General features: G+C 45.8%; 24 protein-coding genes and 2 pseudogenes. 11 read left to right on the top strand and 15 right to left on the bottom strand.

From position 1 onward, the window contains the following. The first annotated feature begins 3 nt into the window (after positions 1-3). The 8 genes and pseudogenes from MiSe_RS25190 to MiSe_RS25225 form a co-directional block, all read left to right on the top strand. Positions 4-489, top strand: coding sequence for a hypothetical protein (locus MiSe_RS25190; RefSeq protein WP_226585890.1), 486 nt, complete (start codon positions 4-6; stop codon positions 487-489). Between the two features lie 18 nt (positions 490-507). Next, positions 508-1,341, top strand: a complete 834-nt coding sequence (locus MiSe_RS25195) for a hypothetical protein (protein ID WP_226585892.1) — start codon at positions 508-510, stop codon at positions 1,339-1,341. Between the two features lie 149 nt (positions 1,342-1,490). Then, on the top strand, positions 1,491-2,495 hold the full coding sequence (locus MiSe_RS25200) for a multicopper oxidase domain-containing protein (RefSeq protein WP_226585894.1): 1,005 nt from the start codon (positions 1,491-1,493) through the stop codon (positions 2,493-2,495). A gap of 449 nt (positions 2,496-2,944) precedes the next feature. Continuing rightward, entirely contained in the window at positions 2,945-3,961 is a 1,017-nt protein-coding gene (locus MiSe_RS25205; RefSeq protein WP_226585896.1) for a 4-helix bundle domain-containing protein, read from the top strand. Positions 3,962-4,003: 42 nt separating this feature from the next. Continuing rightward, positions 4,004-5,275 (top strand): iron uptake porin, encoded by a 1,272-nt coding sequence (locus MiSe_RS25210; protein ID WP_226585898.1) that lies wholly within the window; start codon positions 4,004-4,006, stop codon positions 5,273-5,275. A gap of 39 nt (positions 5,276-5,314) precedes the next feature. Beyond that, positions 5,315-5,953 carry an IS607 family transposase gene (locus MiSe_RS25215; protein ID WP_226585932.1) on the top strand — a complete coding sequence of 213 codons (639 nt, stop codon included), beginning with the start codon at positions 5,315-5,317 and terminating at the stop codon, positions 5,951-5,953. A 51-nt stretch (positions 5,954-6,004) separates the two neighbouring features. Beyond that, positions 6,005-7,450 carry a zinc ribbon domain-containing protein gene (locus MiSe_RS25220; RefSeq protein ID WP_226585901.1) on the top strand — a complete coding sequence of 482 codons (1,446 nt, stop codon included), beginning with the start codon at positions 6,005-6,007 and terminating at the stop codon, positions 7,448-7,450. A 131-nt stretch (positions 7,451-7,581) separates the two neighbouring features. Next, positions 7,582-7,887 (top strand): annotated as a pseudogene (locus MiSe_RS25225) (iron uptake porin); the annotation flags it as partial. A gap of 71 nt (positions 7,888-7,958) precedes the next feature. Here the strand turns inward: MiSe_RS25225 and MiSe_RS51180 are convergent. Continuing rightward, positions 7,959-8,084, bottom strand: coding sequence for a hypothetical protein (locus MiSe_RS51180; RefSeq protein WP_264196695.1), 126 nt, complete (start codon positions 8,082-8,084; stop codon positions 7,959-7,961). 230 nt (positions 8,085-8,314) lie between these two features. Here MiSe_RS51180 and MiSe_RS25230 point away from each other — a divergent pair, with 230 nt between their 5' ends. Further along, positions 8,315-8,749 (top strand): ferritin-like domain-containing protein, encoded by a 435-nt coding sequence (locus MiSe_RS25230; RefSeq protein ID WP_226585905.1) that lies wholly within the window; start codon positions 8,315-8,317, stop codon positions 8,747-8,749. Positions 8,750-8,957: 208 nt separating this feature from the next. Then, positions 8,958-9,896 (top strand): FTR1 family iron permease, encoded by a 939-nt coding sequence (locus MiSe_RS25235; RefSeq protein ID WP_226585907.1) that lies wholly within the window; start codon positions 8,958-8,960, stop codon positions 9,894-9,896. Between the two features lie 316 nt (positions 9,897-10,212). On the opposite strand, the gene MiSe_RS25240 is transcribed toward MiSe_RS25235, so the two are convergent. The 11 genes from MiSe_RS25240 to petG form a co-directional block, all read right to left on the bottom strand. Then, a complete protein-coding gene (locus MiSe_RS25240) occupies positions 10,213-11,790 on the bottom strand; it encodes a glycosyltransferase family 2 protein (RefSeq protein WP_226585908.1) in 1,578 nt (525 codons plus the stop codon). An 86-nt stretch (positions 11,791-11,876) separates the two neighbouring features. Next, positions 11,877-12,314 (bottom strand): FGGY-family carbohydrate kinase, encoded by a 438-nt coding sequence (locus MiSe_RS25245; RefSeq protein WP_226585910.1) that lies wholly within the window; start codon positions 12,312-12,314, stop codon positions 11,877-11,879. Positions 12,315-12,715: 401 nt separating this feature from the next. Then, positions 12,716-13,756 carry a xylulokinase gene (locus tag MiSe_RS25250; protein ID WP_226585912.1) on the bottom strand — a complete coding sequence of 347 codons (1,041 nt, stop codon included), beginning with the start codon at positions 13,754-13,756 and terminating at the stop codon, positions 12,716-12,718. A 354-nt stretch (positions 13,757-14,110) separates the two neighbouring features. Then, positions 14,111-14,755, bottom strand: coding sequence for a mannitol dehydrogenase family protein (locus MiSe_RS25255; RefSeq protein WP_264196697.1), 645 nt, complete (start codon positions 14,753-14,755; stop codon positions 14,111-14,113). Then, positions 14,730-15,518: a mannitol dehydrogenase family protein gene (locus MiSe_RS25260; RefSeq protein WP_226585916.1), complete on the bottom strand. Its 789-nt coding sequence runs from the start codon at positions 15,516-15,518 to the stop codon at positions 14,730-14,732. The genes MiSe_RS25255 and MiSe_RS25260 overlap by 26 nt, the downstream gene beginning before the upstream one ends. After that, on the bottom strand, positions 15,515-16,027 hold the full coding sequence (locus MiSe_RS25265) for an HAD family hydrolase (protein WP_226585933.1): 513 nt from the start codon (positions 16,025-16,027) through the stop codon (positions 15,515-15,517). Before MiSe_RS25265 ends, MiSe_RS25260 begins: the two co-directional genes overlap by 4 nt. A gap of 24 nt (positions 16,028-16,051) precedes the next feature. Next, entirely contained in the window at positions 16,052-16,264 is a 213-nt protein-coding gene (locus tag MiSe_RS25270) for an HAD family hydrolase (RefSeq protein ID WP_226585917.1), read from the bottom strand. Positions 16,265-16,794: 530 nt separating this feature from the next. Next, positions 16,795-17,841, bottom strand: coding sequence for a mannitol dehydrogenase family protein (locus MiSe_RS25275; protein WP_373872866.1), 1,047 nt, complete (start codon positions 17,839-17,841; stop codon positions 16,795-16,797). Continuing rightward, positions 17,838-18,224: a mannitol dehydrogenase family protein gene (locus MiSe_RS25280; protein ID WP_373872867.1), complete on the bottom strand. Its 387-nt coding sequence runs from the start codon at positions 18,222-18,224 to the stop codon at positions 17,838-17,840. Before MiSe_RS25280 ends, MiSe_RS25275 begins: the two co-directional genes overlap by 4 nt. An 840-nt stretch (positions 18,225-19,064) precedes the next feature. Next, complete coding sequence (locus MiSe_RS25285) at positions 19,065-19,601, bottom strand: YciE/YciF ferroxidase family protein (RefSeq protein ID WP_226585919.1); 537 nt, start codon at positions 19,599-19,601, stop codon at positions 19,065-19,067. A 501-nt stretch (positions 19,602-20,102) separates the two neighbouring features. Next, positions 20,103-20,216: a cytochrome b6-f complex subunit V gene (gene petG, locus MiSe_RS25290; protein ID WP_226585921.1), complete on the bottom strand. Its 114-nt coding sequence runs from the start codon at positions 20,214-20,216 to the stop codon at positions 20,103-20,105. 469 nt (positions 20,217-20,685) lie between these two features. Between petG and MiSe_RS25295 the strand changes: the two genes are divergently transcribed. Next, a complete protein-coding gene (locus tag MiSe_RS25295) occupies positions 20,686-21,060 on the top strand; it encodes a c-type cytochrome (RefSeq protein WP_226585924.1) in 375 nt (124 codons plus the stop codon). Positions 21,061-21,128: 68 nt separating this feature from the next. On the opposite strand, the gene arfB is transcribed toward MiSe_RS25295, so the two are convergent. From arfB to MiSe_RS25315, 3 genes and pseudogenes are all read right to left on the bottom strand, one after another. Further along, positions 21,129-21,545, bottom strand: a complete 417-nt coding sequence (arfB, locus tag MiSe_RS25300) for an alternative ribosome rescue aminoacyl-tRNA hydrolase ArfB (protein ID WP_226585926.1) — start codon at positions 21,543-21,545, stop codon at positions 21,129-21,131. A 78-nt stretch (positions 21,546-21,623) separates the two neighbouring features. Next, positions 21,624-22,756, bottom strand: a pseudogene (locus tag MiSe_RS53985) (ARPP-2 domain-containing protein). 24 nt (positions 22,757-22,780) lie between these two features. After that, positions 22,781-24,199, bottom strand: coding sequence for a hypothetical protein (locus MiSe_RS25315; RefSeq protein ID WP_226585929.1), 1,419 nt, complete (start codon positions 24,197-24,199; stop codon positions 22,781-22,783). Between the last annotated feature and the right edge of the window lie 266 nt (positions 24,200-24,465).

A 24,465-nucleotide genomic window follows, 5' to 3' on the forward strand; every position in this document is an offset into this window, starting at 1 on the left:
GAAATGACTCGGCAACTAACTCGCGTAACCAGAAAAGCAGCGGAAGACGAACCGATATATGGCAAAATTTGGGGATGGTTAAAACACTTTCCCAACGGTTTAGCTGAAGGTGCCCAAAACCCACCCACTGTTTCCGGTCCAGCAGCGGCGGCGCTAATTAGTGCGGGAATTGGCTGTGTGACGATGATGGTGACGCACCATTTGTCGGATGCAGATAAATCTAAAGCAACGGAAAAATTTGTTCACTCTCTCGGCGGGTGGATACCGGGAAGTTACAACTCAAGCGAATTGTGGGGCAACATTGGCAGTTACACCGGCAAAGAAACAATGTTGTTAGTAGGTTGGCTGGTGAGTTGGCCTATTCTTTACGTGATTTTGAGGAACAAGAACGTTAAATCAAGAACGATATTCTTCTGGATGTTTGCCTTGTTCGTTGCAGCCACTGCTATGAGTTGGCATCCTTTGTTCCCCTATTTACCGTTGATGTAAAAAGTGTGAGGTTTAGTTATGCAAGAACCAATCAAGCCAATGCCCGCCAGGGAAATGCACAAATATGTTTGGGGTTTTGTGGGAGTATTTTTCCTGATTGCGGGGAGTTATCCTATCTCTTTCTGGCGAGTCAGTCAGGATCAGAAATTTGCGGGTTTTCACGTCAAATCTTTCACCGACGCTGGTAAGCCAAAACTGCCATCTGATGCAGCAGTAGCCGTTCAAACGCCTGCTACTAATCCTGCGATGAATGCATCGGTAGCAGTTCAACCTGGTAATCCTGCTGAAACAATGGCAACGATGAATAATGCATCGGTAGCAGTTCAACCTGGTAATCCGGCTGAACAAATGGCAACGATGAATAATGCATCGGTAGCGGTTCAACCTGGTAATATGGCTGAAACAATTGCTAGCAGTAGTAACGCAAATACTTTTGCACAGCCAGAAAAAATAACAGATGCCAACCAGTCCACCGCGATTGTAAATCCGACTATTGGCAACAATCCTTCTCAACAGATTGTTGGTAATGACAGTCAAGTTGCGCTTAATCCAACTGACCGAGTTCAGCTGAGGGAGTTAAACCAGAAGGTGTACGACCAAATAGCTAAAAATTGGCAACTTGGTCGCAGGTTTGAGCAGTCTCTGGTTTACCGCGTCAGCGCGACGGCTGAGGGAGCGATCGCATCCTTCAAACCCGTCAACCAAAGCGCATCGGACTTGGTTCAACAAACCCCTCTGGCAAACTTGCTGCCATCTTCGGTATCAACTAATACCCCTGTGGCTGACTTTAGGGTAGTATTTACATCTCTTGGCGTACTCGAAGTTAGTCCCTGGGATGGATTCGGAAAGTAGGGGCACACTTTAACGAGATATCTCGTGCTTCCGTGGATTGATTGGTAAAACCCGCCCCGCAATCAGCAGTTCTCTGGCAAAATGCATAATATTGTCAACAACTTCTTGAATAAATTTGCAACAATTAACTAGGAATTATTGGCAATTCAATGCAGAATCTTCCCATACCAGAGAAAAGAAAACCTTGGACTCGACGCCAACTCCTGCAACTCGCATTAGCAGGCGGCGTTGGCGTCACGGGTGCAGCCTTGGGACTGCAAATCCTAAGTGCAAAACTCTTGCCCAGGGTAAAAATACCACCTCTACCCGGCGATACGCCAGACGGAGGTAACGGTATTAACCCGATGAACGTCCTGCGTGATTTTGATTACGGCACTGTTAAGCGAGAAAACGGACGGACGATCCGGGAATTCCGGATTACAGCGAAAACTTCCACGCTGCAACTAAACAGTGCGGTAACTTTTAATACCTGGAATTGCAACGGGCGCGTACCGGGGCCAACCTTGCGGGCGAAACAGGGCGATCGCGTGCGAGTCCTTTTCTATAATCAAGGCGGACATTCCCACTCGCTGCACTTTCACGGCACCCATCCCCCTGAAGCAGATGGCGTCAAACCCATCGCCAATGGCAAGGCCACGATTTATGAATTTGACGCGGAACCATATGGTGTACATTTATACCACTGTCACGTTGAGCCGGTGACCCGTCATATCGGCAAAGGGTTGTACGGCATGTTCATCGTCGATCCACCCGGCGGACGAAAACCAGCAGATGAGATGGTATTAATTATGGCTGGGTACGACATCAACGACGACAACCGCAACGAACTTTATGCGTTTAACGGGTTACCCAACTACTACCATCACCATCCCATCCCGATTTACAAAGACCAACTGATTCGGCTGTACGTCCTCAACATGATTGAATACGATCCGGCGGCGACGTTTCACCTGCACGCCAATTTCTTCCATGTGTATCGCACCGGGATGACTCTGACTCCCAGCGAGACAAACGACGTAATTACGATGGGGACTGCGGAACGACACATCCTGGAATTTTCCTATCGCTACCCCGGTAAGTACATGTTCCATCCCCATCAGGACATTATTGCCCAAAACGGCTGTATGGGTTTGTTTGAAGTCCTCAACCTCTAGAAACCCGGTTTTTCTAATAATACCTTCGCCAATTTTCTGCAACGCCCACACCCACCAAGGGTGTGGCTACACAAACTTTGCAAGGCGTAGCAGGCTCAAATCATTGCAGGCTGCTCTGGCAGCCAAAGTTTGTATAGCCGCACCCTTTAGCCCACACCCACCAAGGGTGTGGCTACACAAACTTTGCAAGGCGTAGCAGGCTCAAATCATTGCAGGCTGCTCTGGCAGCCAAAGTTTGTATAGCCGCACCCTTTAGGGTGCCGGATGCCAGGCGAAGGTATTGTCTAAAAAACCGGGTTTCTGAGAATCTGCGATAAATTTGCAGCAATTACAGCTAGCAAGCCCGCAAGCCAGGAGCTTAATCAAAACTTCTGATTTGCTTATTGAAAAAAAAACTCATCAAATGCGAGAATGAGGTTCTGATTTATCCGCTAAGAAAATCCTTAACCATGAGCGCTTTTCGTTCTTACTATTACACCCTTGCGATCGCTAGCTTGATCGCGTTAACTAGCTGTAGCAGTTCTACGACTACCAACAATACACAAACCCCAGCCGCCGTATCACCAGTAGCAAGTAATACTGAAACGCATAGTCATAACCACGGGGGTGGCAAGAAAATTAACATCAACTCGGCGATTCTGTCCGAGTTAGATAAATTAGAAGCTAAGTTAGGCATTCCGGCGCTATCGAATCAAATTCAAGCCGGTCGTCGCTACGCTTCTCCTGAAGAATTAGTCTCGAAAAAAGTACTAACTCAAGCGCAGTTTGACCAGATTAAAGAAATGGTGACCATTGAAGATGTGGTGCTAACTGGGTCAGCCAAAGATGTTGACTACATGACCAAATTAGGTTTGATGAAAGGACATCTTTTGGTCGCCAAAGAACTGCTTGATTTACAACAGGCAAAACAGGCAGAACCCCACATCGGACACCCGGTGGAAGAAATTTATACCGATGTGGAAGAGCAGTTAAAAGAGCGTAAAGTTAAAGAATTCAAGACAACTTTAATTAGCTTGCAAGATTTGGTGAAATCTCAACCCAAAAACGCCAAAGTTGCCACAGAATTTGGCAATTCGATGCAAGCGGTGGATAGTGCTATCCAAGGGATACCGGAAGCGCAGCGCCAGTCGCCTAAATTTGTGCTGCAAGTGATTAACGAGTTGCTCGATGCGGCGAATGCGGAATATGGGGCGGCGATCGCTAATAATAAAATATCAGCGCTGATTGAATATCAAGACTCGCGCGGGTTTGTTATCTACGCCAATAATCTTTACCAAACCATCGCCGCTCAAATGGCAAAAGAGCATCCCGAAGCTCATAAAGCCATTACTACCAGCATGGCGGAACTAGCAAAAAATTGGCCTACCGTCACCGCACCCCCCGCACCTGTAAAAACTCCAGAGCAAGTGACGCAATTGATTAAAACAATTGAGCAAAACTCTCAAAAAGTCATTGGAAATGGCTGATGGGAAATTTTGGCAAATTTTCAATAGAGGAGTGAGTTAACAATGCCTGAAATAGTGTGGAAGTCTCTGCTGTTGACACCAGCAGCATTATGTGCTGCGCTGACGTTCTGTAGTACAGCGATCGCAGCAGAAACGCCAGGGTCGAGGGACAGCCTCAATCAAGTCACCTCGGTATCTCAACTTACCGACGTAGACCCAACCCACTGGGCTTTCCAGGCATTGCAATCTCTCGTCGAACGCTATGGTTGCATAGAAGGATATCCGGATCGGACGTATCGGGGCAACCGCGCCTTGACGCGCTATGAATTTGCCGCTGGGTTAAATGCCTGCTTAGACCGAATTCAAGAACTGATTGCCGCTGCTGTTGCCGACTTGCCGAGTCGAGACGACATCGCCACAATCCGGCGCTTGCAAGAGGAATTTGCCGCCGAACTCGCCACATTGCGGGGGCGGGTAGATGCGCTGGAAGCACGCACTGCCAGATTGGAAGCGAATCAGTTTTCCACCACAACCAAACTTAGAGGAGAAGTTATCTTTGCCCTCGCTGGTGCCTTCGGCGACGAAAAGGCTAATAGCCAAGATGATATAGAAGACAACATCACTTTGAGCCATCGCACCCGTCTGAATTTTGATACCAGCTTCAGCGGCAAAGACCAACTAAGAGTGCGCTTGCAAGGCAGAAACACGACGCCCCTCAGCGGGGATGTCACCGGCACTAACATGACCCGCCTCTCCTTTGACGGGAATGAGGAAAACGACATTCGCATTGATGACATGTACTATCGCTTCCCCTTGGGTAAGCAGACCACAGTCTGGGTGATTGCCAACTCTTTTGGCTCAGAGAATATTGCCGACCCCCTCAATCCCTTGCTCAGAAGCGACGGTAGCGGTTCCATTTCCCGGTTTGGGCGATTTAGCCCCATCTACCGCCTCGCCGAAGCAGCGGGGATTGCCCTCAACCATCAATTTAGCAACGCCGTCAATCTAACAGTGGCTTATCGAGCCAGAAATGCCAACAATCCCAGCGACAAAGCTGGACTTTTTGATGGTAACTATGGTGCTTTAGCTCAGCTGACCTTGACGCCAAATAAAAACATTGGTGTGGCACTCACCTACGTTAATTCTTACTTCCCCGGTAGCGGCGTCGATACTTCCGGAAGTACCGGCAGTGCTTTCGCCAGAAGACCTTTCGATCAAGTTGCCACCTTCACCCATTCCTATGGTTTGGAAAGCACCTTCCGGTTGAGTCAGAACTTTACTCTTTCGGGTTGGCTGGGTTTAACTCAAGCTGAAGCGGTTCAGCAGAACGAATAGAATCTGGTTAAATCTATGTATAACCGACAGATGGCGATTATGCATAGATTAGAAGACTTAGTTCAGATCGGAGAAGCCGCCAAAATCCGAGGTGTAAGCATCGATACATTGAGAAGGTGGGAGCGTAGCGGCAAACTCAAAGCCACTAAAACCGAGGGAGGGCATCGCCGTTACAGGGTTGCTGACTTACTAAAAATCGACAACCCTTGCCCTCAAAAATACACGGTAATCTATGGTCGAGTCAGCACCCCAGACAAAAAAGAAGATCTAGCGCGCCAAATAGGATTGCTGGAACTCTACTGCCAACAACATGGGTGGAAAGAGATTTACACCCTCAAAGATATAGGTTCGGGACTTAACTACAGAAAACGCGGACTGTTAAAACTGATTGACCTACTTCAGCGCGATGAAGTAGGTCGTTTGTTGATTACAGACAAAGATAGATTGTTGCGGTTTGGTTCAGAGTTGATTTTTACCCTTTGCGAAAACAACGGCGCGGAAGTAATTATTTTAAATAAGCCATCAGACATAGAACCAGAACAAGAACTCGTAGAAGATGTCTTGGCAGTAATTACAGTAATGTCTGCCCGTTTGTACGGCAAGCGGTCGCGGCGCAACCTCAAAGCAATGCAGGCAATGCACGAATGTGCCGAAAAAATCGTTGAACTTGAGGATTGACAATACGAAACTCTGGTTGTACGATACATGCATAGATTTAAAGCAAATTACGTGGCTCGCAAGCAACAACAGAAAATTGAAGAGGTTTACGCCCAGGTGATACCTGTTGTTGCTTGTGCGGACGAGGCACAGATCGAACGAATAATGCACCTGTGCGCCATTCCCAGGGCGCTAACCTATAACAAACTTGGTTCTTTGCAGGGGTGGGAAAAAGACTGGAGAAAGGCAGATCCGATTGTCCGCTCAGCGCGAAAACCCTCCGATATTGGACTCCCTGCAAAACTTTGGGAATGGTCGGTTTCAGATGCAATGAAAGCAATCGGAGCGCAGCAGGAAGCAGCTAAATCTTTGATCGCGCGGAAGATCGAAGAGCGAACTAAAGACGAAGCAGAGCGTGCCAGATTGCTGAATCTACTGCACAACAGCCCGACCACATACCCTTGGTTGCACCGACAATTTCGCCAGCTATTTGTGCGCGGGCATACCTTCGTCCGCAACCAAATTGTCTATCAAAACAGTGGATACAAATGCAAGCGATTGACGAGAAATACAGTCGTATTGCAGGTTGCAGCTTTAAATAAAGGTTGCCGAATTTCCCTAAAGCTAAAATGCCGACACATAATCTCTGGACAGATTAGATTAATTCGCAACCAGTTCGGTCAACTAGAAGTGCATTGCACCAGAAAAAGGACACTGGTTCTACCTTCTTCAAAGCCCGACAAGCAAATAGGTATTGATCAAGGTTACACCGAAGCGTTCTATACTTCTGACGGCGACAAGATTGCCGATGGTCTGGGTCAACTAATGACCGCTAAAACTCACCGCATTACCCGCTCCAATCGCAACCGATATAGATTGCGTTCTTATGCAGCTAATCATCCAGAGAAGGCAGAAAATATTCGGCTAAACAACTTGGGACACAAGGTAAAGTCCCGTCGCCTTCAGCGAGAGAAGGCAACTATTCAAAATTTTATTCGCCAAGATTTGAGGCGAAAGATCTCTGCACCAACTCAAATCTTTGTAGAAGATCTCTCCCGACCGATTACTCGAAAGCAGCAAGCGAAACATATCAATCGCTTGCTGAACCAGTGGATGAAGGGCGAGTTACAAGCTTCAATCGAGAAGATCGCATTGGAGACAGGATCTACTGTGTCTGCGGTAAATCCTGCTTACACGTCGCAAGTTGATAGCCTGACCGGGACGTTATTGGGTCAACGGGAAGGAGATCGCTTTATCCGGCACACGGGGGACGCGATTCAAGCAGATGAAAATGCCGCAAGGAACGTTCTGCATCGCGGCTCTGATAGTGAGATTACTCGTTGGATGAAATATGCAGAAGTTCGCCAGATATTAATCCGGCGGACTGTTTGGTATCTAGCTTCGATTGGCAAGTCTGTTGCATATGCCCTTGAATTAGGATGGCTCAATTCTAAGTTTAGGGCAGAGGCAATTGAATTGGAAGCTGATGTCACCCAGCGGGGTGCTGGGTACGGTTAAGCTCCGGTAGGTGGGAGAAGCTCCAATGCTTCGCAATTGTCCCTAACGATGACCATCCACGGATGAAACCAGCAATCTGAGACATTTCTAAGTTGTCTGCCCAGATTTTCTTAGTTTTAGTTCACCCCAAAGCAGGAGCAAACAAAGGCAATGATGCCACAATTTTCAACTGGGCCGTCACCTTCGGCTTCCCAGATCTGGGTAAAAAAGGCAACCTAGCTGGGTTTGTCGTCGGGATGCCACCTAAAGTAACCGATAACGACATCAACACCCGCGAAGACGAAGACACCTCATTACACCTAGAGGCGTTCTACCGCATCCAAGCTACTAACAATATCTCTATCACTCCGGGTGTGCTGGTAATTACCAATCCAGAACACAATGACAGCAACAACACCATCTACGTAGGAACGGTTCGCACCACCTTTAGTTTCTAGGACTTACGCAAGAGCGTGCCAAACCAAAGATTTTTCATAGAAACCCGGTTGCTTTGCGTCAGTCCTGGTTTCTAGACTTGAGACTGACACGGCGACGCGCCCAACCCTTCCGAGGCGGAGAAATTTTCCACACACCTGGGGCTATGTCCCGTCCATAGAAACCCGCTTTCTGCGTCTATCTCTGGTGCCAAAGCCACAATTTTCCTAGAAACCCGCTTTCTGCGTCTATCTCTGGTGCCAAAGCCACAATTTTCCTAGAAACCGGGTTTCTTTGCGTAAGACCTGAGAATAATTCTCGCTAAATCCAAAAACACGCCGTTGAATCTCAGTTGCCAATCTTGAAAGAAATGGAAAGAAAGATATATGGGGACTCAAATTAAATCTAAAATTGTAAATTACACTTGGCCTAATTTACCCCTAACAACTAATGAGAGAACTTGACCAGGAGAAAGCCATCCACCTGCTGAACACCATCATGGAATTTGAACTAGCGGGTGTCGTGCGGTATACCCACTACTCACTGATGGTGACTGGCCCGAATCGGATTCCGATTGTCACCTTTTTCAAGATGCAAGCCACCGAATCTTTGACCCACGCTCAACAAGTGGGAGAGATTCTCACAGGTTTAGAAGGTCATCCTACCCTGCGGGTTGCACCGATCGAGGAGACTTACAAACACGCGGTCAAGGATATTTTAGAGGAGACACTGCACCATGAGAAAAAAGCGCTGTTATTGTACAAAGAATTACTCGACGTAGTAGAAAATGCCAGCGTTTATCTAGAAGAATTTGTTCGTACCATGATCGGTACAGAAGAAATGCACACCATAGAAATAAAAAAAATGTTGCGGGATTTCAGTTAAACGCTAATGGGTAATTGGGAATTGGTAATTGGGTTATATTTATAGTAACCCAAGTTGGTTAAATAGCTGGCTAACTGCTAATTGCTAAAATTTTTTTAACATCGGCTATTAGCCATTAGCAATTAGCAGCCCTAACGAGATAACTAGCAACTTACGTTAGTAACAATCTCTTGGCCATTACCGATTACCCATTACCCAATGACAAATTATGGATCTTAGTGCTGCTTTACCGACATTTGTAATTACCCTGCGCGAGGGAGTAGAAGCCGCCCTCGTGGTGGGAATTGTCCTAGCTTATATCAAAAAAGCCCAGCAACCTCGGCTTAAATCTTGGGTTTATGCTGGCGTGGGAGTTGGACTGATAGCTAGTGCTTTGGTGGGTTTATTATTTGGCTTCGTGGTGCAAGAATTAAGCGCATCTAATCCCAAGTACGCACCCGCAATCGAGCCGTTTTTGGAAGGGGTTTTTAGCGTTATTGCGATCGCAATGCTGAGTTGGATGCTAATCTGGATGACTCAGCAAGCACGCACCCTCAAAGCACAAGTCGAAGGCGCAGTCGGTTCCGCCTTAAAACAAAATAACACTGCTGCTTGGGGCATTTTCAGCTTAATATGCATCGCCGTTTTGCGCGAAGGCTTTGAAACCGTCTTATTTATTTTGGCGAAATTTCAGCAAGGTTGGGTTCCCGCCTTCGGTGCTGTAACGGGATTGTTAGGTGCGGTAGGAATTGGCGTTTTACTATTTAAGTGGGGCATCAAGATCAACATCCGCCAATTCTTCCAAATCATGGGGATATTATTGCTGTTGATCGTTTCTGGGTTAGTTATATCAGCCCTAGCACATTTCGACACCGCCGTCCATACCTTAGCGCAGATGGATCGCCAGTCCGAAGCATTATGTTTCTACTACGAACACTTTGCCAAAGACCCATCCTGCATATTAGGGCCGATGGTGTGGAATACCAGTAAAATATTGCCGGATCGTCAGTTTCCTGGTATAATCCTGCATACTTTGTTTGGCTACACCGACAAGCTGTATTTGGTGGAAGCGATCGCATACCTGCTGTTTTTAGCCACCGTTGGTAGCGTGTATTTCCGCAGTTTAGGCGGGAAACCCAAACTATCGACCAGCAATAAATCAGCTTAACTAATAACTCAAGTTGCTAGTTATAAACTGCGGTGTTGCTAATTGCTCATTGCTAATTGCTCATTGCTAATAAAGGATTTTTACTCACAGCTTGCCATTAGCCATTAGCCATTAGCCATTAGCTGCTATGCATGAGATAACTAGCAACTGGCGTTAGTAGCATTGTATGACTCCTCCCCTGCAAGCGGAGGGGATGAATGCATCATATCGTTTCCGGTTACATTAGAATTACTGCACGTAGTGTCAATTAGCAATTAGCAATTAGCAATTAGCAAGAAAGCCAATCATTCCGATGCAACCGGATTTGATATCAATTCTAGTTCTTTAACCGAAGGTATTGCTGCCAAAATCTAGTAGATGTCATCTCCTTGGCAGCACTTTTCCATTCTTTACTTACCGATGACCATTCGATGCTACTTTTAGCCGCAACGTTAAACCACCTAGTCAAAAGCTTAACGCCAGCTAATTTATCTATTTGCTTTTGATTATCGTAGCTTTTACTCAGCTTGATAATGTAAGAGTGAAAGGTTTCCAGATTGAGTTTTTTGATAAAATCTGGGCCTTTTGTATAGTCTTCAAAAGCTTCTATATACACCGGCGCGCGAGCGTAATCAAATTTTGATAAAGACTCAATTACGATTTTTGTAATATGCTTGAATGCATCCATATATTTTAGAGAATAATGGATAGCATAAGCTGCTAGATCGTTGCGAACATAATAATAATTTTCCCAATTTATATTTTTGGCAGAAGCTGGTAGATGCCACACCGCCAGTGAGGGAAAAGCGACAATGTTCTTGCCCAGATCTTTTATTCTTAAACCAAACTCTACATCATCTATTTTGATAAAGAAAGGCAGCGGCAATTTAATTTGTTCCACAAGTTCCTTAGAAAAAGAGAAAAACCAAAATCCACCATAGTCTATATTTTCTTCCCTGAGCAACCTGTTAAGAGAATTAACATCTCGTAAATCGAGGTTTTTATTTACAGGAGTTAATGACCCAGAGCCAAATCCTCTATTTTTAGCATAGGCGTTGTACAGCGCTCCTGCTTCATACAACATATGCTTTTTCTGTAAATTTAGCAGTCCGCCAGCTACGGCAAAATCAACCTTGGCGTACTCATATAAAGAAAACAATCTATAAATACATCCACTTTCTAACTCTATATCATCATCCATCAGCAAAAAATGAGAGTAGACGTTTTCCTCTAAGGCTTCAATTAACCCTCTAGTAAAGCCACCACTTCCACCAGCATTTATATTGGGAACCAGTTTCAGCTTTGGCTTGGTGAAATCAGCTTCGTTTAAAGTTCTGCCATTATCAACAACAAATATTTTGAAATCCTTACTTCGCAGTAATTCATCTTGAAAAATAGTAGCTGTATTTTTGATATAATCTTCCTTTTTGAAGGTGCAAATGACAATCCCCAGCGATACTTCTCTGGTTGGATTTTCATCAGTTGCTATCCCCGACTCTTTAAATGTACCCTGCTCGCTCAAACAGGTTATTTCAAAATATATTCTGCCAGCGCTTTCATTCTGAAGCAGGTTTATGGGGCCAATTTTGACTGGTTCCGAGAATTGACAGTTTTCAAAGTTTGCTTGACAAACAATCTCTTTTTTGGTAATTCTATTAACTTCTCTACGAACGGTAACTTGAAAATCGCCTTCAAGTTGCAGCAAATAGTAGATGTAGTTCAGAGTTGTATATTTAGTATAAAAATTTTCGTAAAATGAATTAAAGTAAGAATTGGTGGAGAGCGTGTCTCCCTGACGTAACAAAACTTGTTTGTCATCTGACTGGTAGTTTATAGATGCAGCTTCATTACACTGGATGTATAAATCAGAGGCGTCGGCTGATTTGGGAAGCTTGATTCCAGCTACTATATGCATTTAATACCTACCTATTATCTTAATAAACTACAGCCTCACTGGTTAAAAATGTAGAAGTAAATACCTTTTATTACTTCTTCCTTGAGTCATAATTTTTGTTGTAGCCGTGGATACAAAGATTGATATCGCATCCAAGCCGCTTCTAAGGCCGAATCAACTGGTTGAGGAGTTGCAACAAGCGTTGGTGTGGCTGTTAGTTTGAGCGTGTCATTAGCATCTGCGTAGACGCCAATTCCTATACCCGCCAGGAGAGCAGCACCACGGGCGGAAGCAGCAGCAACGGTAGTTGCATAGAGGGGTATTTTTAATACATCAGTCAGTAATTGTTGCCAGGATTTTTCTACCGTTCCACCGCCTGCTAAACGCAGTTGTGTCGCTTTTAAACCTGTTGCCTCAAGTGCCTCAAAACCTTGTCGCAGGGCAAAAGCAACTCCCTCTAAAGCCGCCCGCATTAAGTGCGCCTGGGTGTGATGAAGTCCCAGCCCTACCCATGCGCCGCGTACATAGGGGTCAAGTTGAGCCACTCTCCGCGCCTATTGGTGCGGAGATTCTGGCTAGAAGTTGGAGTTAACTTGTCACCCGAACTTGTTTGCACAAATTGGCTATCTGGTTAACTTTTTCTAGCTATGGGTCGAACTGCTCGCTCCGGGCAATCAGGTACACGTACTTTCAGACTCGCTTACTCGCTTCGCAGTTTCAGATCAACGCTTTCATGCCGACCACTAGAACGGCTCCGTCCTTGGAGTATTACCTCCCCCATGAAAACTTCCCTGATTATTTGTCCAATCTAAAATCCCAGTACTTTCAACCGTGGATATCGGACAATTTCAATGTGGTCTTTAATACCACTACTAAAATTCTATCATGTTGATGGCGGTTAAAACCGCTCGTGTCGATTTTCCGCCCCGCAATCTTCTTGACGGGGCTACCAATCTCCCGAACTTTTTAGGTGTGGAGTTCGCTCACCTGTGAGGTATGGCAAAAATGTCAAGCCTTCACATCCTGGGGGCACAGAAAACGCTTTAGTATAAACTTGCTGCCAACTCCATCCCAGGATACTTCGCACCCACTCCAGTGCTAACCCCGCATTTTGCATTGCTGCCAGGGTGTACCACTGGTGAGGTAAGGCGGCTCGATATAGATGCGTACAACCATGAGGATCGATAATTGGTTGGGAGCGAGGTGTAATGATTTGAGCGCCTGTACCAATGGTTAGTTGAGCTAATCCAGGTTCTATTAGTCCGTTACCAAGTGCCGCCGCTGCCGTATCCGCAGCACCGGCGATAACGGGTAAGCCAACTCTTAAGCCAAGATGCTCTGAAGCCTCAGTTGTTAGGTAACCTGCGATCGCACTAGAAGCGATAATTTTTGGTAACCAATCCCAACGCAGGTTCAGCGCCGAGATCGCATCAGTCGCCCAGTTATCCGACACAACATCGTAAAGCAAAGTACCGCTAGCATCAGATGGTTCGGTTGCAACTTCTCCAGTTAGCCGCAATCTCAGCCAATCTTTTGGCTGAAGCGCCCAACGCGCTTCGGTGTAGACAGTAGGCTCATATTCTCGCAGCCACAACAAACTTGGCCCCGCCATGCCAGCGGTAATTGGATTGCCCAATCGCTCTAAAATAGTGCCATCGAGCGCATGATAAGCGTTCAACGTGGCGCTAGAGCGAGTATCTGCCCAGAGGATAGCACGACGCAAAGGCTGACCTGAATCATCCGCTAGGACAATACCATGCATCTGTCCTGAAAGTGCGATCGCTTGTACTTGCCCAGCATAATTTCCCACTGCCTTTCTAACAGCCTCGCCAACCGCTAACCACCAATCCATTGGCTCCGATTCAGCCCATCCAGGGCGGGGTGCATGAACGGGATAAGAGCTTGATGCTTCACCTGTAACGCTTCCGTCTGTCGCTAGGAGCAATGCCTTAGCAGAACCCGTTCCTAAATCTATGCCAAGTAGCATTGGGCTAATCCTCACATAGTTAAAAGTTAAGAATAGAAACTTATACGAAATCCGGGTTAACTACCCCCTTTATCTTCTTCCTCTTCTTCCTTCTTTCTTCGCGCTCTTCGCGTCTTCGCGGTTCGTTTAAAAGGGGGGTATTAGAAGCGGATTTGGTATTACTCCTTTCGCTGCCCGAAGAATTTGTTTTATTGAACCGCGAAGGCGCGAAGGACACGAAGGAAGAAGATAGCTAGCTTATCCTTTGCCAAGCTAATCCTAAGTGGATAATGTCATTAGTGTTTCTTTAGCACCAAATTCATACAAACTACGCAAAAAGTCAGCAACAGTATCGACGAAACGTGGCGACTGTATTCAATCTCCAAAAATTTCAAAGATGTTGAGTAATGGTGTGGGATCTGTTTTACCTGATCGCGCTTTTTGAGTCAGAATGTCTGCTAATGGGTCATCAATGGAGATAGGACGGTTTTGGTCGTCATAACCATTGAGATAGCGACACCAAGCAGCAATAGTCAAACTTAAATAATCAATTGCACCTCCCAGTTGTAATTTATCCCGCAGCGAACCCAAAACAAATTTAGGAATTTTAGCCGCTCCATTCAGGCACAGGCGGGGAAGTTGATCGCGAATTTTAGGATTGGAAAACCTTTCAATCAGGGTCTTTTTATAATCGTCTAAATTAATTCCAGGAACGGGTTGAAGCGTCGGTGTTATCTCATCCATCAAGTTAGCGACTGCTTGCTTAAACAACGGATCTGCCATGACTTCATAAACGTAGGTATAACCTGCCAAAGAGCCGAGATAGCCAATCAGCATATGGCTGGCGTTGAGCAACCGAATTTTCATCATCTCGTAGGGATGAACGTTGTTAGTCATCTGTACGCCAACGGATTCCCAATTTGGTCTACCGGCACAAAAGCTATCTTCGATTACCCACTGGATGTAAGGTTCTGCGACCCATGGAAACGCATCATCAATCCCAAATTGTTCCGCTACCATTTTGCTCTCGGCTGGGGTTGTCAGCCAGCGGTGTAATGCGAGGGACCATGCAGTTAGGAAAGGCAAGGTTTTGAGCAATCCAACTTGCCAAATTTGGCTCGCGCATTTGGGCAAACGTCGTGAGCATTTTTCGCACCATGTTACCGTTGCCCTGCAAGTTGTCGCCAGACAGAATTGTCAAGGGCGCTAACCCGTTTTTACGTCGCTTTTCGAGTGCGGCTGTTAAATAACCGTAGGTGCCAATTGGTTCGTCAGGATGTTGTAAATCGTGCTGAATTGTTGGGTGGTTCCCATCGAATTCGCCGCTTCCTTCTATGTAGTAGTAGCCGCTTTCAGTGGTTGTTATAGTTACAATTCGGCATTCAGGATTTGCCATTGCTTCGATGACTGCTTGACGATTGTTTGGTGCGAATAGGTAGCGAGTTATTGAACCGATGATGCGAGCGCGATCGCATGAAGGCGATCGCTCCACCAAAGTATACAAACAATCTTGAGACAGCAGGGCATCCCCCATTCGTCGATCGAAGTCAAAATCAAGCAATCCAACACCACAGATGCCCCACTCACTACCAGGATGCTGATGCAAATATTCATCGAGATAGAGCGCTTGGTGCGAGGGATGAAATCCACCCACTCCTATATGCACTATTCCATTAGCAATCTGAGAGCGATCGTATTTGGGTACGCGCACGTTACCAGGTAAACGAGGCAGGGATGCTTGATTTAGTTTGATTGTTGAACCTGTGCTGATATTGCTGTTCATCTTAAAACTGGAGTTGGTGATAATAACCCGATCAGATCCTGCATCTGCTCGATAACTTGCTGGGCACCAGCGGAAAAAAGAGCATCTGCACGAATTATTCGTTCATCATTGCTGATATGAGTTCCCCCTACATAACCGATAATCTGACCAATTCCAGCAGCAACGGCAGCCTTTATTCCACTAATAGAATCTTCAATTGCTAGGCAATCCGAAACATCAGCTTCCATACATCTCGCAGCATGTAAGTATATGTCAGGAAGCGGCTTTGGTCGCGCAACGGGGAGAGAGTCGTTAGCGCTAAATATCTGCTCTGTTGGGAAATATTTGGTCAATTGGGCTGCACCAAGACAAGCACTCAGCCGCTGTAAGCTGCTGTTACTTACTAATGCATATTCAATGGCATTGTCGCGCAGGTAAGACAAAACTTGGGGCGTTCCTGCTGTCGGTTTTGCCTCTATAGTAAGCCGTGCGATCGCTCTCTTTTCTTCTTCAGCTACTAGCCTGTCAATATCGCGATCGCTAAGACTGGTTAATCAGTCTGCGTAAATCTTTTTGAGTATTTCCCTGTCAGGTTTTCCGGCAAAGTTTTTCACAAAGTCCTCAAGCTCATAATGTCGAGCGCCAGGAAACTCAAGAGCCACTTCATTTGTCAATTTACACGCGCTTTTAAGTGCTATGGTTTCGCTATCTACGACAGTTCCATCACAATCAAAAAGCCCGACTTTATTACGCTGAAACGGTTTCATTAAAAACACCTTCCTCACAGTAATTATTAAGCTCAGATCTTGCACCTACCGTTTTATATCATATCCGCTTGTATCGGCACGCGGGGGGCGGGTTTATCAATATAATTCGCTTTTAATCAAAGGTATCTGGTAAAACCCGCCCCTACAACAACATTAACCATACGAGTCCGATACGAAGCGAATCAATATTAGCCCGCCCGGAAATCAATTTCAAAGGCTTTGAGCTACTGTTCTCTGAAGCGGAATGAAAGCTTATTATAAGTGTTTAGTCCTCTGAGCGAGGACTTTCGCTACTCGCTGTGGGAATTTATTCCCTGGCGCGCTATGAGATTGGTGCAAGATGTGAGCAAGCGTATTCAATAGTCCGTAGTTCTGAAGATCTCGCAAAGCTTGGTAGCATTCATCATCTATTAACGCAAGTTGCTAGTTATAAACAAGGGCGTTGCTAATTGCTAATTGCTAATTGCTAATTGCTAATTGCTAATTGCTAATCTTGGATTTTTACCAATTTCGCCATTAGCCATTAGCCATTAGCTTCTATTTATGAGATAACTAGCAACTTGAGTTATTACCTGTGTTTGTTCGCAATTCTCCCATCCCAAAATCTCGCTAATCGCCGCGCCTTCACCAATCGCTGTAACTACGCTGGGGGTATCCTTAACATGATAAGGTTGACCAGACTCGCTCGCCCCTTCTTTAACTGCAAGCATCCACGCCGCAATCGGAAGTATCAGACGCTTCATGCTAACCTTTCGGCTATAAGCATCCTCAAGTATGGGAAGTATATACTTACCTATTTTCCTCGCTGTTTCTGAAGCAATTCTCTCAGTAGAATCGGGCAGATCCTCGTTACTCAGCCTTGGTAAAACCCGATCTATATATTCTTCACACAAGGAGGGCGGTACGGGTGTTGCTGCGGCGATATCTTCCATCAGCAGCCGAATAAACAAGTTGATTTCCGGTACCCTCATCGCCTCATGCATATACTCTATACCTGCTCTTACCGCTAAACAGGCGATGAAGGAGTGCATCGCATTCAAAAATCGAGACTTAAGATACAGAAACGGTCTGATGTCACGAGTCATAATCACCCCTGTATCTTCCCACTTGGGGCGATCGCTTGTGAAATTCTCCTCTACGACAAACTGCCAAAATGGTTCTGTGACAATCGGACTGCGATCGCGCACCTGCAACAATCGGCTAGGGTAATCATAGTCAGATTCTTGCTCCCCAGGCACGATCCTGTCTACTACTGTATTCGGAAACGTCGCGTTATCCCTGATGTATGCTGCCAGTTGAGGATCGATTTGCTCAGCGTAAGCTAGCACTGCTATTCGCAGAATATCGCCGTTTTTTGGCAGATTGTCGCCAGATAGGGTGGTGAAGGGGGTGAGGGAGCGATCGCGTCGTCGGCGTAGCGCTTCTACTATAAAGCCAATGGCAGTAGTTGGAGTGGAAGGATTTTGCAGATTTTGCGCGCTCTCTTCATTCCCTGTGTCGAGATTAAAACTCTTGTCTAGATGGTAGCCTGCTTGAGTAATTGTCAAAGTCACGAGATGCACAGAAGGCGAGGTCATCTTTTCCAGTACATACTCGCACTTTTTTTACCATTAACGATTTCTTTGATAGAACCTATAACTTCCGCTTCCTCACGATTTTTAGCGGAACTAGAGTGTTTGGTTAAAGTGTAAAGAAATCTCTGGGGTTTCAATTTATTAATCGTGCCTTGACTCTTGAGGCTAACCCCACAAATTCCCCATCTCTGCTCTTGGGGTTCCTTCTGTGCAAGATAGTTATGTATGATGTAGGCGAGGTGACCTCGAAAAAAACGACCCGGCCCGAAATGGACGATACCTGTATTAAGCGCCCTCCTGTTGTAAGCAGATTGTTCCCTCCACAAACCAGTTACAGTACCGAGGCGAGAATTTGGAATGCTGGGCGATCTGAGTAAGTTAACCATTTGAGTTCTTAGATAGGTGGATAATCAGGTAAAAAGAGTAGGTCAGTCTGGGTATACCCAATGACCTACAAGCAGCACAAATATTTCAAAGTGCGAAAATTTCAGGCATACTCTGTAGCATCACAAGGAAACGTTTAGCCACAGGGTAATTAGGGTGTGGCAGCTAGAACAGAGAAAGAAAAAATCAGGTAAACCTAATCAATTACTCCCTGCGGTGCCGGAAGAATTTGTATTGAGTAAACTGGACAATTATTAGTTTGCGTAGGCGGACGCAAGGCAAGTGTAGCCACACCCTTAAGGGTGTCGGCATGTGGTGCAAGATGTAAGTAGATGAAATTGTCTTACAACGTATTTACTCTTGGGAGCATGTCAGGTTTGTAAATTTACGCCGACACCCGCGCATGGTGCGGCTATACAAACGAAGCCCGCCTTCGCGGGCTAAAGCTTTTAAAGCCTGCTCTGGCAGGCTTTGTTTGTGTAGCGACACCATGGGCGGGTGTCGGCTACAAAGTTGACATGCTCCCTTTACTCTTCCTATACTGGCAGGTTGATTTTGTGTAGTCATTGTTATTGTCCTAAAGGTTTTACCCTGCGTTCTACACCCGTTCCTTTAGCCTACCTTTGCTACCTAATATGCTCGTCGTACCAAAGATATATATTGCTCTTAAAAAAATTGATTAAAGCTAATACTAAATGTATGCATACAGCAATGTGTATGATTAATTGTTATTGTTTCAACTATTACAATCATAAAGGAATAGTCAGAATATATGAAATAATTAATAAACAGGAGCGAGGCCATGAGTACCCCGATCCTATGCTGAATTGGAAGGAATAATATTAGCGACTGCCATTACCAGCAGACATTGCCTGCTCAAGTAACTGGGGCAGGCACTGCTCAAAGGTTTGAGCTGTCTGCTCTTCCTGTTGCAAGTTCTGCTGTAGCAAGTCTACGATTTCGGTTTGATTCATCTGTTGGGCACCTGTAATCAAGCCGCGATAGGAGGCGATTTCCAAGTGTTCGACTTTAGTTTGCGCTCCGGCGATCGCAACATCCATAACAGCAGGATTGTCGATAGCTGCTACTAACTTTTCACCGTCAGCAAACAAACCAGCGGCAGCTTCGCAAGGAATCCGTATTGGCTCGTGCCCCATGGTATTAAAAACCTGTTCTAGGTTCTTTATTTGCTGATCGGTTTGCTTGATATGCTTCTCAAGCAACGACTTTACCTGCTCGTTTTTAACCAGGGGCAATGCTACCTGTATTCCTTCCCGGAAGACGTGTTCGGCATCGTATATGCTGCCAAGTTCGTACATGAACTTTTCTGGCAAAGACTTGATTGTTCCTGTAGTTGCAACTTCGTTTACGCTAACCATTGTTATTCTCCTAAAGGTCTGACGCTGTACTCCACAGTCGTACCTTCAACCTACCTTTGCTAACTAGCCCAATCGTCATACCATAGGTATACCTGACTGTTAATTTACTTGGTAAAGCTCAATACAAAACTAATAAAAAATTACCAAGTATTAGCTACTTATTCCTAAATTTTTAGGGAGCGAACTTAGCCTATGTAGTTGTTAATACTTAATAAATTTATTGTTTTATACCAAAATATAGATTTTAATTCTCAAAAAATTTGATTGTCTTATAGCACAATAAGCACAGGTATCGATCTTTTGACAGGGAGTTTTCGGGGGCTATCCTACGATCGGCAATTGCCAAACGCTGTTTAATCGCTGGCGGCAGAGAGACGGCGCTCAAGCGCCTACTACGAACGGAGAGACGGCGCTCAAGCGCCTACTACGAACGGATTTCCGTAAAACTGGGCATAGAGGCCGGGGAAATTGATTATACCCGCTGGCTCTATGCCCGTCAGATTACAACCCTAACTGATTGCCCCGCTTGTACTGCTCGTAGGCGGCGTAAAATAGGCCAGCGAGGGTTACCAGAATCAAGCCGAGTACGATGCCTGAAAGTAGGGGTTCTACCATGTCAGATCTCCTTGGGTCAGTTTTCTAACCTGTATGTTAACGTTTATTGCTAGTTTCCCATATTACCGGCGATCGCACACCCTAGCAGCAACCTAGCAAAATCCTTAAGACTGGCTTAAATCCAGCACCAGCGACCTGAAGGGCGAGTGATAATAGCTTGCTTGCTAGAGCCGGAAATCTTAAGCTATGTATATGAATAAAAACTTCCTTTTACATCCTGACTTTAACCCTGAGTCCAGTCACCCGGGCGCAAACAGCGGCAGGCATGGCCTTGGAGTCAGGATGCTAGCGCAATGCGATCGCCCCTAACCCTCTCTGTAGGGCTATTTCTATGGGGTATCCCCCCTGGAAAGCACCGTTGGCTTTAAAAATTGTCTGTCGATATAAACCTGATACCATAAGTATTCCGAATCCACTTGCTCTGACAAGTGCGGAGGGGTGAAAACGGGAAGGTTAAATAGGAAAAAGTTTGGAAAAGCAAGCTCCTACACCAGAAGTTTTAGTTTGGCAACTCATCGGCACATCTCTAGCTGTGCTGCTGATAATCTTGTTGGCAAATTTAGGCGTTCGTCAGTGGCAGTTACAAGACCCTTATATAAAACATGTCTTGTCCCTGACGGGCGATCCAATTCGGGGTCATGCTATCTTTCAGATGAACTGTTCTGGGTGTCATGGGTTACAAGCCGATGGTCGCGTTGGCCCCAGTTTGCAGGGAGTTTCTAAGCATAAGTCAAAAATCGGTTTGATTCATCAAGTCACCAGCGGTGAAACGCCACCGATGCCGCAGTTTAAACCTAATCCGCAAGATATGGCAGATTTGTTGAGTTATTTGGAAGAGCTTTAATTGCTAATTGCTAATTGCTAATTGCTAATTTGGAAATTTTGTAATCGTTGGTGGCTCTTTGGTGTTTCTCATTCATCTGTTACTTTCCCTCGCATGTTTTTAATTTGCGCTCGCTTGCTTTTACTATCCAAACGTTTTCTTTGAGAAGCTCGCGTCGGTTTGCTTTTTTTACGGGGTTTGGGCAGGGCGATCGCACTCTTAATCAATTCTTGCAATCGTTGCAATGCCTCTTCCCGATTCTGCTCTTGGCTGCGGTGTTCCTGAGCTTTGATGACGATGACACCTTCCTTGGTAAGGCGTTGATCGCTCAGTTTCAACAGTCGTTCTTTGTAACAATCGGGCAGCGAGGAAGCCATGATGTCAAAGCGCAGATGAATCGCTGTTGCCACCTTATTTACATTTTGTCCCCCCGCTCCCTGAGAGCGAACCGCACTCATCTCAATCTCATGCTCTGGAATGGTGACTGTGTTGGAAATTTGCAGCATAATTCAACAATTGTGGACAGATGAGATTTCGCTTTAACTAACTCTTAGCTTATCTCTTAGCAGACTATTGCGCTCGCATTATCTTTGTTGTTTTGCTTTCTGTCGTTCTCGAGCGTTAATCAGATAGCCGAATCCAGCGCGAGCGAGGCGTTGAATGAATTCATCGAGTGTATTTCCCAGACTTATGGCAGTTTCTTCTAAATGCCATTGATGCGCTGCAAGTTGTTTGAGGAGATAGGCTCTTTTGGTTTGCGCTTCGGAAAGGCGATAGGTTTTGAGATATTCCAATTGCCCGTTTTCTCCCACGATCGCTTCTCCCATATGATTCTCAGATTTCAGATGCAAATCCGTTATAAACCGTTGCAGCGTAAATCCACCTGCTGTATAGATTCGCTTGCTTTCAATCGGTCTTCCTAGGAGATTGCTTGCCATGAAACCTTGAAATTCTGCCCATTGCGATCGCATTATCGCCAGTGCTTTTCCCTTTCCAAGTCATTTACTTTACTTTCATCAATCTCTGCTTCAATAGGAGTTGTTCTACCATGTCAACCATATTGATAGATTAATTCACTAGAGAAATCTTGCAGCAAACTGCTATGTAAGGCACGATAATCTTCTGGTGTAGGTACTACAAATGCTGAGGCAAGACTTTCAGAAACAAATAGTAAAACGCCTACTTGATGTTCGTGAATCTCAAACACCCGCAGCGCATCCTCTAGCGCCGGAATCGCGCGTTTGCTAAAGGAAAATTCAACTCGTGGAGAAAGCCCTTGAGATTTGGCGCGGCGCGAGTAGCCTTCCCAAGGGATTTCTGGATCTGAAAAATGGCTCGACAGAAAACCTTCCATTGCTAGGTGTAGGGGCAGAAATCGTAACTGATTCTTTGCTTCCCGCTTCGCCATTCGGTGCATGACGCGCCAACTATTTATGCCGTTGTTATAGAGTTTTCCTTCAGAGATCAATTGTCCGCCCATCGCTGCCACGGGGCTACGGTTATCGCTCCAAGATAGCACCAATCCATGAGGAATGTAGGATATGTATTTGATGCCCCGATCGAGCCTTTCATCATCTTCGTCATAATTGCGTTTTAGCAGTCGCAAATCCTAGGGTACTTGACGGCGCAATAATGGAACGATCCGAACTGCGCCCCAGACTTGAGAGGGAGCAATCTCTAAATTGTCAAGTGCGTTCGCGCCAGCGTTGGGAGGCATAGCGCTGCCAATAGATGTGCTTTTCTAGCCATTAGTTTGCCCTAGAAGTTGCTGTGCCTTAATTGCTAAATATTCCTCTAACTCAGAAAGCGAAGCCGTTCCCTCTGCAAATCGCGCAAAACCAAGCACCGTTGGTAAATCTTCTGCATCGCGCAATCCCACAGTGGGAATCAGCGGGCTGATAGTTTTCAAAGTAAAATCATCGCTGTTGAAAACAGGATTGCCATGGATAATCGAAACTCGCCGCTGCGGATCTAACTTGGTGCGATAAACTCGCAAAATTTCCCTCACCCCACAAGGCGGATCGTTCTCCCAACCATCGGATACGATCGCGATCAAATCCGGTTGTTGAGATAATGCTGCTAGTAACGGCGTTGCTAAATCTGTTTGTCCGCGCGGCGTAACTTGGAGTGGATTGTTAACAGGAATTGTCCAAAAAGCCTGATATTCTTCCGCAGCAGCTTGCAACAAGTAATGCACTGCCAAAGCTATTCCTAGCGGGCGGCGGCGTTTTTCCGACGAGCCTGAACTAGAGTAACTGCAATCGAGAACTGCTGCTACTCGTTTGAGTTGCAATGGCGCTTTCTTTAGGGTTATTCTTGCCGCTCTCATCAACGCTGTTTCTAATTCTTCTCCTCGTTCTTCTAAAGACAGAACATAAAGCGCCAACTTTGTCAAGGGTAAACGATGCCAATCAAGTTTAATTTCTGTATCGGCGCGGTCTGCACTGCCTTGGAGTCGCAATTTCTCTCCTACAGTCATTTGTTGTTCAATTCTAGCCAGAAAGCGATCGCGCTCAATATTATGTTTCATGGCTAAACTTTCTGCCACTGTAAATGGCAGATCGTAAACCGCTTTGGCGCTGTAGAAACCTTGGCGAAACTGTTCAAATAACGGCGTTTTAAATTGACGCTTCCAGTGCCGAAAGATGAATGCACCGAGTTCTTCATCTAATTTGAAATGGGCGTGAGTGGCGATCGCTCTCACTTTTGAGCGGTATTTCACAGCTTGGAATGCTAAGCGATCGCCTCGGCTCGTGAGATAATGATGTGCGATCGCCCGCGCTCGTCGGTTGTTAATCCCCCGTTTGCGTAACTGCTCCAAAAGTCGCCATGCTCGTTGTGGCGGTAGCGCATGTAAAGCCGCAGTAATTAACCCATTCTCTTCCGCTCGATGATTTGGATCTGTTTGTTTTCCCGTTGCCAACAGTTTGAGAATAATCTGAGCTTGATTGAAGTGATTAATTCCAGCTGCCAAAGTGCGAGCATACAGCAGCCGATAATTGCCCATGATGTAGTCGTGCAGGAAATCGATCGACACTCGCTGTCCGTAGGCATCATCATAAAACTCGCGCTGTCGGGTGCAGGCAAGACAGGCATTGATAAACATCACCAAATCTTCCCGTGCCACTCGCTCAAATTGCTGCGCCCATTCTTGTTGCACTGTTCTTTATTTCCTGCTTTCTAAAACCGTTTTCTCTTCCATCTGTAACAGATCCCCCTAAATCCCCCTTAAAAAGGGGGACTTTAACTTCAGAGGTTCGCTTGCTCTGCAAAAAATCCCGTTGCCAAATCTGACGCCGCTTAAAAAGGGGGACTTTAACTTCAGAGGTTCGCTTGCTCTGCAAAAAATCCCGTTGCCAAATCTGACGCCGCTTAAAAAGGGGGACTTTAACTTCAGAGGTTCGCTTGCTCTGCAAAAAATCCCGT

The organism is Microseira wollei NIES-4236, assembly GCF_020521235.1.
Taxonomy (GTDB): domain Bacteria; phylum Cyanobacteriota; class Cyanobacteriia; order Cyanobacteriales; family Aerosakkonemataceae; genus Microseira; species Microseira wollei.